This window comes from Roseibium sp. HPY-6 (genome assembly GCF_040530035.1).
Taxonomy (GTDB): domain Bacteria; phylum Pseudomonadota; class Alphaproteobacteria; order Rhizobiales; family Stappiaceae; genus Roseibium.
Genome location: NZ_JBEWCD010000002.1, coordinates 1,870,696 through 1,884,334 on the forward strand (window position 1 = coordinate 1,870,696; position 13,639 = coordinate 1,884,334).

Here is a 13,639-nt window from a genome sequence, read left to right on the forward strand (position 1 = left end):
GGGCTGCGTCCGGCGTGGTTTTTTGAACTCTGTCCGACCGCCACCAGGTGTCTTTTCGGCATGCCTCGCTTTGGCGGGAACGCCCGTTTGGATCTGCAAGTGCGAAATTACTTCACGTTTTTTCCATCTCAGTTGAACAAATAGAATCCGATTTTCATCAAAAACACGCAAAGCCTTGTAAAGTATATAGAAAATTTAAGGTCGCAGTCACGTCATCCGTGATTATTTCGAAAGGTTATGGCGCGTATTGGCAATATGAATTTCAAGAATTGAGCCACTCGCAACAGATCCATGAGTGCCGGGCGCCATCGTGCAGAGGGTGTACCCGGGCCACAAAACTCATGGAGATTTCCAAATGGTATCTGGGATGCTTGCCGGTATTCGGGCGCGATTGCTCACGACGTCCACACTGGCACAAGAAACAGTTCGTGACGGCCAGTCGCTGACGAACGGCGTTTTCAACAACGTGGTCGTCGACAACACGCCGGCCTTCGTTCTCGACAACGACTTTGCGCGTTTTCTGAACTTCGGTCAGGTGACCACCAACAATGCGGCTGCCGCCGTTTCCATCGGTGGTGAAGATGCGCAGGTCTTCAATTTCCGCAACGCCCGCATCGAGGCCAACAGCGGTCCTGATGCGCTTGCGACCGGTATTCAGGTCAGCGGCAGTGCGGACATCCGCAACTTCGGCATCGTCGACGGCGAGTTCAACGGTGTTCAGTTTGCCGATGCTCAATCCTCCGGACGGCTGGATAACTTCAGCGGCGGCGTGATCTCCTCCGACAGCCGTGCAGTCGACATCCAGGGCGAGGGCGTCAGCGTTCGGAACTTCGGCGACATTGTCGGTACGGGCGATCAGCGCAACGGCACGATCTATACCAACAGCACAGCGGAAGACTTTTCGATCAGCAACTTCACAGGCGGAACGATTGACGCCGGTGAAGGCAACCAGGGCGCAGGTATCTCGCTCGAAGTTGGTGATGAGCTGAACGATGTCGTGGAAGGCACCATCTTCAACGGCTTCGGTGCCGTCATCCAGGGCCGTGGCGACCAAGCTGCCTCCAACACACCGCTTGCCGGTGACGGTATCCGGATTGATGACGGTGCTGAAGGCGCTGTCCTTGAGACCGATATCTTCAACAGCGGCCTCATCAGCACCGAAAGCAACCAGGGCACAACGGCCGGTATCCGGATTGCCGATGGCGTTGCGGCCGAGGGCCGGATCTTCAACTCCAGCACAGGCACGATCGAAGGCCCACGCAACGGTCTTTACATTGGTGATGCCGAACATGATCTCAGCGTTCAGAACTTCGGCACGATCCAGTCCGGTAGCCGTGCGGTGAACATTGACGGGTCCGGTGTCGACCTGCTCAATGGCGGCGACATTGTCGGCACAGGTGATCAGCGCAACGGCACAATCTATGCCGATGACACAGCGCGTGACTATTCGATCACCAACCTTCCAAACGGTGTCATTGATGCCGGTGAACACAATGACGGTGCCGGTATCTCCCTGTCGCTGGCAGCGGACGGCAATGGCGACGTTGAAGTGGATAACGCCGGCACGATCAACGGTCGCGGTCAGGCTTCCGCGGGTGCAGGCACTGCCGGAGACGGTATCCGGCTGGAAGGGGTTCGCTTGAGCGAAGGTGGTTTTGCCGCCGCACTCTTCACCGGTTCAATCACCAACTCCGGGATTGTCACGGCGGAAAGCCAGCAAGGTACCGTCGGTGCGTTCCGGGCGGTCAACGGTGTGGACTTCCAGGGTTCTCTGGTGAACGAAGAAGGCGGTGTGTTTGCCGGTGCGCAAAACGGCGTCTATTTCGGTACCGGCGATCATTCCGGTGGTTCCTTCATCAACCAGGGTATTGTTTCGTCCGACAGCCGGGCACTGAACATCGACGGCGAAGGCCTGGATGTGGTCAACCAGGGCGCAATCCTGGCGACCGGCACACAGCGGAACGGAACCGTCTATGCCGACGGCACCGCCGACAACTACACCTTCACCAACCAGGGAACGGTCGACGCAAACGGTAACAACGCCTCCGGCGTCTCGCTCCAGACCGGTGATGTCGACGGCGATATCGTCTCGGCTTCAATCCTCAACCAGGGCGCTATCTTCGGCGGCGGAGACGCAACCGAAGGAAACACGGTCGGCGACGGCCTGCGTCTGTTCTCGAGCGTGGAAGATGCCGGGTTTGCCGGTCTTGTCGAGAACGAGGGTGTCATAGCCGGTTCGGACGAGTCCGATGCAGCAGCCGGTATCCGGATCGACGGTGGTCTTGATATCCTGGGTGCCATCATCAACGAGGGCGAGATCTCCGGCAGGGTCAACGCAATTGATGCGCGCGACGCCGGTGACGTTACCATCGTCAACGATGGCGGCATCATCGACGGCAACGTCCTGCTTGGAGGTGGCGAAGACATCTTCGTCGATCTTGGCCTCGTGGACGGTGTCATCGACGGCGGTGCCGGAGACGATACGCTGATCGCAGGTGATGGCGACAACGTTCTCGTTGGCGGTCTTGGCAACGACTTCCTGGACGGCGGAGAAGGTACCGATACGGCAGATTTCTCTGATCTGGATGTCGCGGTGAACGTCAACCTCGGTGCCAATGGCAACGGAACGGCAACCCGGGATACCGGCTTTACCGTCCGTGTCGACAATGCCGTGGTTGCAGCGCCTGCCCAGTTCGGATCAGCCATTGCCGACGGTGCCGCATTCGTTGATCAGGCTGTTGCCGGAAACCTCTACTACAACATCCACACGTCGGACTTCCCCGGTGGTGAGATCAGAGGTCAGCTGCTCGTTGACAGCGATGTCACTGAACACGGCATTCGCACGATCGAGCTGTCCGGTGGGCTGGATGCCGCGCAGGAGCCTGGACCGCTTTCCGACAGCGAGGCAACAGGTGAGGCGACGGTCACGATCGTCCAGAACCTCACAACAGGTGAAGTCACCTATTCGAGCATTCTCGATGTGTCTGGCCTCAACGAAGCGGACCTTTCGACGCCGATCCCCGGTGTTGTTTCAGCCATCCATCTGCACAACGCGCCAGCCGGCCAGAACGGCCCGGTTGTCCAGGATACGCTTGTGGATGCCGGAGCGACACTCGATGCCGTGGAGCCGATCACCAACACCGGCGTTGTCGGAGAAGACGTTATCGAAAACCGCGTTGAGACGGATGTCCTCAGCTCGATCGAAAACGTCATCGGGTCCAACGACGGAGATGTCATCACCGGCAGCGGTTTTGACAACGTCCTGAACGGTGCCGGAGGTGACGACCTGCTCGAAGGTGGCGATGGCTCCGACATCTTCGTTGCCAGCCTCGGTGCAGACACCGTTAGCGACTTCGAACTCGGCTCGGATCTGATTTCAGGTGGCGATTTTGCGCCTGATTTCGACGTGGCCGAAGTTCTGTCCGGCGCGGTCCAAGATGGCTCGGATGCAGTCCTGTCCTTCGGGTCGGACAGCACACTGCGCCTGGTCAACGTCGACGCGTCGCAACTGAGCGAAGACGACTTCCTCGTCTAAGCCAGTTGCTCAGGGTGGCGGTGGCCGCTGTCGCCACCCTGTGGCTTTCCAGATTTTTTGACCCGAACCCCGTGAATTGGAGCAAGCATATGTTCCGCAAGATCTCTCCTGTCCGGCACGCCTGGTCTTCACTCAGTGCCGGTTTCCTCGCAATCGCGCTCTTCAGCATGGCGCTGAACATTCTGGCACTCGCCGCACCGCTTTACATGCTTCAGGTCTACGACCGCGTCCTGACCAGCCAGAACATGGATACGCTCATCGCACTCACGCTGCTGCTTGGCGGCGTCTTTGTGGTCACAGGTCTGCTCGACTGGATCCGACAGCGCATGCTGAACAGGCTGGGCGCAAAGTTCGAGCTGAAAGTCGGCGTACCGGTCCTCAATGCCGCCATGCGCCGGAAAGTCGAAGGCAACCTAGCTTCAAGCGACAACTCGATTGAAGACGTCAATGGTTTTCGCGATTTCCTGTCCGGAAGCACGCTGCTTGCATTTTTCGACGCTCCCTGGATCCCGGTCTATATCGGCGTTCTCTACATCCTTCATCCGTATCTCGGTCATCTGGGATTGGCGGGCGCAATCGTTCTGACAATTCTTGCTCTCATCAACAATGCGCGCAGCCACAACACGATGATGGAAGCTGCCGAAGCCCGCCGGCGCAGCGACACGCTCTACCGGGCTGGCGAGGCAAACGCGGAAATCATCCATGCGATGGGCATGCACAGTGACCTGGCGCACCGCTGGCGCGATCTCCAGCTTGAAGCACATCGGCTGAAGACACGGGTGAATGATCGCATCTCGACGTTTTCAGTCACCTCCAAAACACTGCGCACCGGACTGCAGTCGGCTATCCTCGGTCTGGGCGCGGCGCTGGCGATCACTGGTGAAAGTTCTGCCGGTATCATGATTGCCGCAACCATTGTTCTTGGCCGGGCACTTGCCCCCATCGATCAGCTCATCGGGCAATGGAGGAGCTTTCTTGCAGCGACCGGATCCTACGGCAAGCTGAGAAAACTGGTCCACGACTACCCGGTCGAACCGAAACGCCTTCATCTTCCAAGGCCCCAGGTTTCCGTGAGTGTCGCAATCCAGAAGGCGGGGCCGCCCACAGCGCAAAACGCGACGCTTTCCGATATTCGCATGAACCTCCAGGCCGGAGACGCTGTTGCGGTGATCGGACCGAGCGCATCGGGAAAATCAACGCTCGCCAAGATGCTGGCGGGTGTCTGGGCACCTCAGCGGGGGACAGTGCGCCTCGACGGTAACCCGACCGCAAAATGGGATCCGGAAGAACTGGGAAGCCATATCGGGTATCTGCCACAGGAAATAGCTCTCTTTGACGGCACCATCCGGGAGAACATCGCACGGTTTGCCGCCGAGATTGACGACGGACTTGTTCTGGAAGCGGCTCTTGCCGCAGACGTCCACGATCTGATCTCCAATCTGCCCGATGGCTATGAGACCAGGATTGGCAACGGTTTTTTCTTGTCCGGCGGACAGCGGCAGCGGATTGCGCTTGCCCGCGCGCTTTATGGAAACCCGTTCCTGTTGGTTCTGGACGAGCCGAATTCGGACCTGGATTCCGCCGGTGAGGCCGCGCTTCACAAAGCGATCCGGTCCATGCAGGAGCGCGGCAGCATCGTTGTCATGATGACCCACCGTCCAAGCACGTTGCAGGTCGTCGACAAGGTGCTGGTTCTCAATAACGGCGTTCAGACAGCTTTCGGAAACCGCGACGATGTCTTGCGCGAAACGAAACGCAACGTTCTCCCGGCGAGCCGTCAACAAGGCGGCACTATCGACAAACCTGTTCAGGAAAGGGCAGTCCAATGAAAGAACTGACACTTTCTCATCAAAACCGCCACGTCTCGCACCTTTCGCAGAAAACAGATGATGTGAAAGAAATTGGCGAACCGCGCATCGGTTTCCTTGTCTTTCTCGGGTTCGTCGTTCTGGCGCTTTTTGTGGGAGGAGCCGCCTACTGGTCTCTTCAGACAAAACTCGACGGTGCGGTTGTTGCCCAGGCGTCCTTTGTTGTAGACGGAAATCGCAAGACGGTTCAGCATCTCGACGGCGGTATCGTGCGCGAGTTGTTCGTCACAGATGGCGATATCGTGGAAGCGGGTCAGCCGCTTGTGGTCTTCGACAGCACCGAGGCAGATGTTGATCTTACCGTCTTAAGCAGTCAGATCGGAGAGCTCACCGCGCGTCGTGCCCGTCTTCTTGCGCAGATCAGCCAGGCGGGAGCTTTTCGCAGAAGCGATGTCGAAGCGCTCATTGTAGAAGATGTCCCCGATGTTCTCTGGGAGAGCGCCTATCTCACCCAGAAAAGAGTGTTCGACACCGAGGCACGGGCCCGGTCCAGCGAAAAAGACGTTCTGAAACGGCGCATTAACGCGCTGCAGGACGAAATAGCCGGCCTGGAAGAACAGCGCCGGTCCAACGAGCGCCAGCACGCGATTTCCACCAGTGAACTGGAATCCCTGCAGACCCTGTTTGAAAAAGGGCTCGTGACGGCAGCAAGGATCAATTCCATTCGCTTGGAAATCGAACGTCTGGTCGGGCTTGAGGCCGCGCTGAGAACAGATCAGGCGCGCGCGCGCAATGAAATTGGCGAATTGGAGCTCAATGACGTCAGTGCGCAGAAACAGAGACTTGAAGCGGCGACGGAGGGTCTCGCTGCGGTCGAGGGACAGCTCGCTGCCGTGGAACCGCAATTCAAGGGTGCGGTGGAACGCCAGAAACGCGTCGTCGTGAGTGCGCCCGTCAGCGGCACCGTCGTCAACATGGCGCTGCATACGCTGGGCGGTGTGGTCAGGCCGGGAGAGGATATTCTCGAGCTTGTGCCGCTCAGCGAAGAACTGGTTGTCGAAGCACGCATCAACACAGCCGACATCGAGAAGCTTTCCGTCGGGCAGGCGTCTCGCATACGCCTCAGTGCGTTTGACCAGGAAGAGATCCCCGAAGCAAAGGGACGCATTTTCGATATCTCCGCTGATGCAGTCACGGACGAGCGGACAGGAGACGCCTTTTATGTGGCGCGTATCAGGCTGGACGCGAAACAGTCGGCCGATGTCGACAAGCTGGAACTTGTTCCGGGAATGCCGGCGGATCTCTTCATTAGAACGGGAGAGCGCACCGCGCTCAGCTACCTCGCCCAACCGCTCAGCGAGAGACTGTCACGCACTTTCATCGAGTGACGTATGGCCGGGACCCCGGGTCAGGGGTCCCGGCCCGATTTTTGATTTGTCATTCTTTATCTGTGTTTCACTTGCGAAGGATGCGCTGCACCACGTCTGTGTGTGTTCGCGCAAAAGCCGATACTTTTCTTGCCAAAAACGGAAAGTATCTGGCCCTATATCTCAATTTACATTCCTAAACTAATTAATGACTATGAGCCGATAACGATAAAACGGCCTCTCGTTTGTCGCAGCATGCGTGCGTGGTGATAGTGTCTCCCGAGGGAAGGCGCCGGTTGCTTGTTCGCGGTCACCTGGTCTGCCGGCCGGCGTTATGACGCCGCTGAAAATACTGCGTCAACTGGTCCATGGGTCGTCTGGCGGTAAGTGGATAAAAGACTGTGAGCGTGTCTCACTTGGAGGAGGAATCATGAGCAACTTTAAGAAATTGATCCTGGGGGCCGCAATGATGGTGTTCAGCGGAACGCCCGTTCTGGCAGCTGATCACGAATTCAAGCTGCACCATTTCATTGGTGAAAAAGCCCCTGCACATGCGCAGATGCTGGTGCCCTGGGCAAAGCGCGTGGAAGAAAATTCCGGCGGCAAGGTCTCGATCGAAATCTATCCGGCAATGACGCTGGGAGGCCGTCCGCCCGAACTGATCAATCAGGTCCGCGATGGTGTCGTTGATCTCGTCTGGACCGTGAATGGATATACGCCAGGCCTCTTCCCGCGGTCGGAAGTGTTCGAATTGCCGGGCGTCCACAAGAACGACACCGCGGCGACAAATCTGGCGCTGAAAGAGTTGTTCGAGAGCGACCTGAAGGATGACTACAAGGGTGTGGAAGTCATGTTTCTGCACGTTCATGCGGGGCAGGGCATCCATATGACCGACACCGAGGTCAGATCTCCGGCCGATCTTGAAGGCAAGAAGATCCGTATTCCGACCCGCACAGGCGCCTGGGTCATTGAAGCGCTCGGAGCGTCTCCCGTCGCAATGCCGGTTCCGGAGCTGCCGACGGCCCTTCAGAAAGGCGTTATCGATGGCGCGATGATCCCCTGGGAGATCATTCCGCCGCTGAAGATCCAGGAGCAGACCGAATTCCAGATCGAAGGCGCGGACAAGGAACGCTTCGGAACAACGGTCTTTCAGGTGTCCATGAACAAGGCGCGCTGGGACGCGCTGCCGGATGACATCAAGCAGGCATTTCTCGATGCGTCCGACACGGCATGGGCGGAAGAGGTCGGCAACATCTGGGCCGGTGCGGATGATTTCGGGATCGGTCTGGCAACGAAAGCCGGCAATAAACACATTACGCTGACGCCGGAAGAGACTGCAGCCTTTAACGAGGTTCTGGCGCCAGTGGTCGACCGCTGGGTGAACGAAGTTGCCGAAAAAGGCATTGATGGCAACGCCCTGGTCGAAAAAGCCAAGGCTGCAGTTGCCGGCAACGCGTCCAATTGATGTCGGCGGATCAACAGGAAGGCAGCTCCGGACTTGTCGGAGCTGCAAGCCGCCTGATCACCGGCTGGGCGCTGCTGGGCGGCATCGTGCTCCTCCTGGTCGTGGCGGTGAACATGGTGTCGATCATCGGATCGATGTTTGGAAAGCCTTTTCCGGGCGATTTCGAACTGACTGAAATGGGTGTCGCAGTCGCCGTCTTTTCGTTCCTGCCCTACTGCCAGCTTGTCGGCGCCAACGTGTCGGCTGATATCTTTACCTCGGGCGCTTCCAAACGAATGATCGCGTTTTTCACACTGCTTGGGTCTCTGATCGCGCTCGGTTTTGCCATTCTTCTGATCTGGCGCATGTATTTCGGCATGCTTGATCAGCGCGAATACGACTACACCACGACAATCCTGCAAATCCCGCATTGGCTGGCCTTCATCCCAATCCTGATCTCGCTGGCTCTTCTCGCCGTGGCGGCAGCCGTCACCTTGCTGCGCGACGCAGACGTTCTGTCGAAAGGATAATCAGCAGATGACTGACGCACTCGTGCTCGGCCTCGGTGCACTTGCCGTGCTGATCCTCCTGATCGCCATTCGCATACCGATCGCCTACGCAATGATTCTGGTTGGCGGTGTCGGTACAATGATGCTGAACGGTCCGGCGCTCGTTCTCAGCCAGCTCAAGACACTGGCCTACGGACAGTTCTCCATCTACGACCTTTCCGTCGTACCCATGTTTGTCCTGATGGGAGCGATCGCGTCGAAAACCGGTCTGAGTCAGGCCCTGTTTCGAGGTGCGAACGCCTGGCTCGGCTGGATGCGCGGCGGCACAGCTATGGCGGCAATCGCCGGATGTGCCGGCTTTGGCGCCGTTTGCGGGTCCTCTCTCGCGACCGCTTCGACGATGGGCAAGGTCGCTTTGCCGGAGCTCCGCCGCTACAACTATTCAGGAGCGCTTGCCACCGGAACGCTCGCGGCCGGGGGCGTTCTGGGCATTCTCATCCCGCCGTCCGTCGTCCTGATCATCTACGCCGTGATCGTTGAGGCGAATATCGTCACAATGTTCATGGCAGCGTTCCTTCCGGGCCTGCTGGCTGTTGTTCTTTTCCTCCTGACCATCGCCGTCTATGTGGCCATCAGACCGGCTGCTGGTCCAAAGGGCGGCGTTGCGGACGGGAGCGAATTCGTCGAAGCCACAGTCGGGATGATCCCTGTGCTGATTATTTTCGGTATGGTGATCGGCGGCATCTATTTCGGTTTTTTCAATCCGACACCGGCTGCCGCCGTCGGCGTGTTCCTTGTGCTGTTTTTCGGCATCGTCCAGAGAAAGCTGTCACGCACTGACTTTGTCTCCGCGCTCAAGGAGACGGCCGCCACCTCCGGAATGATCTACCTGATTATCCTGGGTGCCGAACTTCTGAAGATCTTCATGTCCCGCGTCGGACTTCCCCAGGAAACCGCCGCCTGGATCTCGAACTCGGGCCTGGAGCCGATGACGGTGCTGATCATCTTGCTGATTGCGCTCATCTTTCTGGGCTGCCTGATGGACAGCCTTTCCATGATCCTGCTTGTCATTCCGTTTTTCTGGCCGGTGCTGGTCGAGATCAATGGCGGCATTTATCAGGGCGCGGACGGGGCAGGCTTCGGCATGAGCACCGAAGACCTGAAGATCTGGTTCGGGATCCTGGCGCTGATTGTGGTCGAACTCGGCCTGATCACGCCACCCGTCGGCATGAATGTCTTCGTGATTTCCTCGCTCGCGCGCGACACGCCCATGATCGAGACCTTCAAGGGCGTTGCACCGTTCTTCGGGGCCGAGGTTATCCGTGTGATCCTGCTGGTGAGTTTCCCGGCAATCACCCTTTGGCTGCCGACCGTTCTGCGGTAGGCCCCCGGCTAGCTGCGGTCGCGCTTGGCGAAGATCTTGTCCGACATCTCCCGGCTCGGCTGAATGGCCGAGCGGGGATCGAGCACATCGTGCCAATCGATTTCAATGGGGCTCAGTTTTGCAAGAGCGTCTGCGAAGGGCGCCGTATCGGCGGCAGCATTGGCGACGAGGTTCTTGGCATCCGCTCGCGGAACACCGGCCTTTGCAAGAGCGAAGCTTGCGGTTTCGGCCATGATTTCAGGATTGGCTGATAGCGTTGCATCCAATTGGACATCGTTCGGTTTCAAACTGTCCGCGAGCGCGTGTGCGTGCCGCAGCGCGGTGCCGGTTGCCATCAGCATTTGCGGGACCATCATCCATTCAAGCGGCCACTTTGTGCCGTCCCGTTCCTCGACGGGATCGGAAGCCGCAGCCAGTGTGCCTTGGGATTGATTGACGATCTGGGCAAGGACCAGAATGGCTTCCGCCTGCACAGGGTTCGCCTTTTGCGGCATGGTGGACGAGCCACCCCCGCTGCCGCTTGAAACTTCACCAATGTCCGAGCGGCCGAGAAGAATGAGATCTCCGGCCATTTTACCAAGCGCAGCGCTGACTCGCTGCAACCAGGCCGCAAGCTCAAGAAGCGGCGAACGGTTCACATGCCAGGACGGTCCGTCTTCCAGTCCGAGTTCCAGGGCAAGGGCCCGCGCCACCTGCGGCCCGTCCGGGGCGATCGCACCGTTGATGCCCGATGCTCCGCCGAACTGAAGCTTGAGAACAGATTTCTTCAGCCCACTCAGCCCGTTTTCTGCATCGATCAGGGGATGCGCCCATTGGGCGAGCCGATACCCAAGCGTTACCGGTGTCGACACCTGGCTGCGGGTACGGCCGGCCAGCAACCGGTCTGCATATTCGCGGCTTTGCATCTCCAGGGAGCTGATCAACCGATCAAGACGCGCTTCAAGAATCTCAAGGCAGGCTTTGATCTGAAGCATCTGCGCCGTGTCCATGACGTCCTGGCTGGTCGCACCCCAGTGCAGCCACTTTCCGGCGTCTTCCCCGGCGATCTTGCGCAATTGAGCAACAAGGGCTGGTACCGGAACGCCCGCCGACGTGGTGCCGTCTTGAAGGGTTTCTGGCGCAGGTGAGGCATCCAGCAAACGCGTTGCGATGGCCGCTGCGGCGTCGGCTGGAATGATCCCGAGCTTTCCCTGGACGATGGCGAGCGCACGCTCGAAACGGACCATGTGCGCAATGTCGGCCGCATCATTGAGCAAAGGCAGAAGACTGTCATCGGAAAAAAGTCCGGAATGGACCGGGCTTGCGAGCAGGGAAAGGGGCATGGCTCTCAACTGTCAAAAGGTTGCCCTCAATTGAGAGCCAGGCGGCACGGAACGTCAAGCGGCCTTAAGTGGCAGGTCGAGTATTTCCCGGGCTTGCTGCCAGGTTGCGACAGGACGTTCGTGCTTTTCGCAAAGCGCAGCCGCCCGCTTGACGAGCGCGGCATTGGACGGGGCGAGGGTTTCCCTGTCCAGCCGAACATTGTCTTCCAGGCCAGTTCGCGTGTGTCCGCCCTCCGCGATGCACCACTCGTTCACCGTCAGCTGGTGCCGGCCAATTCCAGCCGCACACCATTCGGCATCCGGTACGAGCCTTTCAACCGTCTTGATGTAATAGTCGAACACGTCGCGGTCGACCGGCATGGCGTTTTTGACGCCCATGACAAACTGCACGTAGAGCTTTCCCGGGATGCGGCCATCACGGTTCATGGAAGCTGCCTGGTGAATATGGCTGAGGTCGAACGCTTCGATCTCCGGCTTGACGACATGGGTCCGCATTTCGCTTGCAAGCCAGTCGACGAGATCGGGCGGGTTTTCATAGACCCGTGTCGGGAAATTGTTTGAGCCGACCGACAGCGACGCCATGTCCGGCTTCAACGGCAGCATGCCACCGCGCGCCTGCCCGGCGCCGGAGCGCCCGCCGGTCGAGAATTGAATGATCATGCCCGGACAGTGCTTTTCCAGGCCTTCCTTCAGCCGGGCAAACTTCTCCGGATCCGAGGTTGGCGACTGGTCGTCGTTTCGCACATGGGCGTGGACGATCGATGCACCGGCCTCGAAAGCTTCGTGCGTGCTTTCAAGCTGTTCTGAAACCGTAATCGGAACGGCCGGATTGTTTTCCTTGGTCGCGACCGATCCGGTGATGGCAACGCAGATGATGCAGGGTTTGGTCATGTTGAGGTCTCAGATATCGAAAAAGACGGTCTCGTCTTCTCCCTGAAGCTTAATGTCAAAGCGGTAGACTGTCTTGCCATCCCTTTCGGTCCGCTTGGCAATCAGTGTCTTGCGCCGCTTTTCCCACTCGATAAGGTTCAAAACGGGGTCATGCGCATTGGCGTCATGCTCGTCGTCGAAGTAAAGCCGCGTGTGTAGACCGATATTGACGCCGCGTGCGACAAACCAGAGGCTGATATGGGGTGCCATGACACCCACCGTACCATCGGTCACGGACCCCGGTTTTATGGTGTCGATGCCCCATTCACCGGTTTCAAAATCGGTGATGACGCGGCCCCAGCCACGAAAGCCGTCTTCCACTGTGCCGCCGGCTTCTGGGTGGGCGTAGGTGCCGGCCGCGTTGGCCTGCCAGGCTTCCAGGAGAACATCCTTGATCGGCGATCCCATGCCGTCGATCACACAGCCCTCGATGCGGATACGTTCGCCGTCAGCATTTGGCCCTGCAATATCCCAGCCGAGTTCATTCTTGTAGATTTCAAATCCCGCCGCTCCGGGCGCAAGACCGATATGCACGTAGGGGCCGGCGGTCTGCGATGGCGTTTCTTTCAGATAGTCGAGTGTCTGGTGCATGGTCAGTTGCCCTCCGGACGGTTCTCGAAATAGGTCGACCTGCGTCCACGCAAGACGATGTCGAACTTGTAGGCGATCGTATCCAGCGGAATGGTCGCATTCAGGTCGAGTTTTGCGATCAGCTGCTCGATGGCCTCGTCATCCGGGATCGTGTTGACGATCGGACAGATGGGAATGAGCGGGTCGCCCTCGAAATAGCACTGCGTAATCAGTCTTTGCGCAAAGGCCGTGCCGAAGACAGATACGTGAACATGTGCCGGCCGCCAGCTGTTGACCCAGTTGCGCCAGGGATAAGCGCCCGGTTTTACGGTCCGGAAACAATAGTAACCGGCGTCATCTGTCAGGGCACGGCCGCAGCCGCCGAAATTGGGATCGATCGGCGCAAGGTAGGTGTCTTTCCTGTGCCTGTAGCGTCCACCCGAGTTGGCCTGCCAGATCTCGACAAGCGTGTTCGGGACCGGTTTGGCATTCTCATCAAGCACGCGCCCGTGGAGCAGTATCCGCTCTCCGATCGGGCTTTCGCCCGGCTTGGCATAGTTGGTCAACAGGTCGCCGTCGCGTGGATCAATATCGTTGTGACCGAAAACAGGTCCAGTGATCTCGCTGACGGTCGTTCCGAGGCTGATCATGGAATATTGAGGCGAACGGGCGACGCTTGTCTTGTAGTCAGGTGTCAGCGCCGGTGGCTGCCAACGCCGGTCGCGTTGATAAAACGGACCCTGGTTCATGCTTTCTCTCCCTGTGAGCGT

10 protein-coding genes are annotated in these 13,639 nt (G+C 58.6%); 6 read left to right on the forward strand and 4 right to left on the reverse strand.

From position 1 onward, the window contains the following. The first annotated feature begins 355 nt into the window (after window positions 1-355). From ABVF61_RS19895 to ABVF61_RS19920, 6 genes are all read left to right on the forward strand, one after another. Window positions 356-3,535, forward strand: a complete 3,180-nt coding sequence (locus tag ABVF61_RS19895; protein ID WP_353995270.1) for a beta strand repeat-containing protein — start codon at window positions 356-358, stop codon at window positions 3,533-3,535. Between the two features lie 89 nt (window positions 3,536-3,624). Then, a complete protein-coding gene (locus tag ABVF61_RS19900; RefSeq protein WP_353995271.1) occupies window positions 3,625-5,364 on the forward strand; it encodes a type I secretion system permease/ATPase in 1,740 nt (579 codons plus the stop codon). Continuing rightward, entirely contained in the window at window positions 5,361-6,731 is a 1,371-nt protein-coding gene (locus ABVF61_RS19905) for an HlyD family type I secretion periplasmic adaptor subunit (RefSeq protein WP_353995272.1), read from the forward strand. Before ABVF61_RS19900 ends, ABVF61_RS19905 begins: the two co-directional genes overlap by 4 nt. Window positions 6,732-7,140: 409 nt before the next feature. Beyond that, entirely contained in the window at window positions 7,141-8,175 is a 1,035-nt protein-coding gene (locus tag ABVF61_RS19910; protein ID WP_353995273.1) for a TRAP transporter substrate-binding protein, read from the forward strand. Beyond that, a complete protein-coding gene (locus ABVF61_RS19915; RefSeq protein ID WP_353995274.1) occupies window positions 8,175-8,684 on the forward strand; it encodes a TRAP transporter small permease in 510 nt (169 codons plus the stop codon). The genes ABVF61_RS19910 and ABVF61_RS19915 overlap by 1 nt, the downstream gene beginning before the upstream one ends. Window positions 8,685-8,691: 7 nt before the next feature. Beyond that, window positions 8,692-10,047, forward strand: a complete 1,356-nt coding sequence (locus ABVF61_RS19920; RefSeq protein ID WP_353995275.1) for a TRAP transporter large permease — start codon at window positions 8,692-8,694, stop codon at window positions 10,045-10,047. Between the two features lie 8 nt (window positions 10,048-10,055). On the opposite strand, the gene ABVF61_RS19925 is transcribed toward ABVF61_RS19920, so the two are convergent. The 4 genes from ABVF61_RS19925 to pcaH are packed head-to-tail and all read right to left on the reverse strand — an operon-like array spanning window position 10,056 to window position 13,618. Continuing rightward, on the reverse strand, window positions 10,056-11,369 hold the full coding sequence (locus ABVF61_RS19925; RefSeq protein WP_353995276.1) for a lyase family protein: 1,314 nt from the start codon (window positions 11,367-11,369) through the stop codon (window positions 10,056-10,058). 54 nt (window positions 11,370-11,423) lie between these two features. Beyond that, window positions 11,424-12,260: a 3-oxoadipate:acetyl-CoA acetyltransferase gene (locus tag ABVF61_RS19930; protein ID WP_353995277.1), complete on the reverse strand. Its 837-nt coding sequence runs from the start codon at window positions 12,258-12,260 to the stop codon at window positions 11,424-11,426. Window positions 12,261-12,269: 9 nt separating this feature from the next. Beyond that, window positions 12,270-12,890 carry a protocatechuate 3,4-dioxygenase subunit alpha gene (pcaG, locus tag ABVF61_RS19935; RefSeq protein WP_353995278.1) on the reverse strand — a complete coding sequence of 207 codons (621 nt, stop codon included), beginning with the start codon at window positions 12,888-12,890 and terminating at the stop codon, window positions 12,270-12,272. 2 nt (window positions 12,891-12,892) lie between these two features. Further along, window positions 12,893-13,618, reverse strand: a complete 726-nt coding sequence (gene pcaH / locus ABVF61_RS19940; RefSeq protein WP_353995279.1) for a protocatechuate 3,4-dioxygenase subunit beta — start codon at window positions 13,616-13,618, stop codon at window positions 12,893-12,895. Between the last annotated feature and the right edge of the window lie 21 nt (window positions 13,619-13,639).

What these genes read in the sequence shown, in the direction of transcription:
- ABVF61_RS19915 (WP_353995274.1), top strand. Translation starts at nt 8,175, where the DNA reads ATGTCGGCGGATCAACAGGAAGGCAGCTCCGGACTTGTCGGAGCTGCA.
- ABVF61_RS19905 (WP_353995272.1), top strand. Translation starts at nt 5,361, where the DNA reads ATGAAAGAACTGACACTTTCTCATCAAAACCGCCACGTCTCGCACCTT.
- pcaG (WP_353995278.1), bottom strand. Translation starts at nt 12,890, where the DNA reads ATGCACCAGACACTCGACTATCTGAAAGAAACGCCATCGCAGACCGCC.
- ABVF61_RS19920 (WP_353995275.1), top strand. Translation starts at nt 8,692, where the DNA reads ATGACTGACGCACTCGTGCTCGGCCTCGGTGCACTTGCCGTGCTGATC.
- ABVF61_RS19910 (WP_353995273.1), top strand. Translation starts at nt 7,141, where the DNA reads ATGAGCAACTTTAAGAAATTGATCCTGGGGGCCGCAATGATGGTGTTC.
- ABVF61_RS19895 (WP_353995270.1), top strand. Translation starts at nt 356, where the DNA reads ATGGTATCTGGGATGCTTGCCGGTATTCGGGCGCGATTGCTCACGACG.
- ABVF61_RS19925 (WP_353995276.1), bottom strand. Translation starts at nt 11,369, where the DNA reads ATGCCCCTTTCCCTGCTCGCAAGCCCGGTCCATTCCGGACTTTTTTCC.
- ABVF61_RS19930 (WP_353995277.1), bottom strand. Translation starts at nt 12,260, where the DNA reads ATGACCAAACCCTGCATCATCTGCGTTGCCATCACCGGATCGGTCGCG.
- pcaH (WP_353995279.1), bottom strand. Translation starts at nt 13,618, where the DNA reads ATGAACCAGGGTCCGTTTTATCAACGCGACCGGCGTTGGCAGCCACCG.
- ABVF61_RS19900 (WP_353995271.1), top strand. Translation starts at nt 3,625, where the DNA reads ATGTTCCGCAAGATCTCTCCTGTCCGGCACGCCTGGTCTTCACTCAGT.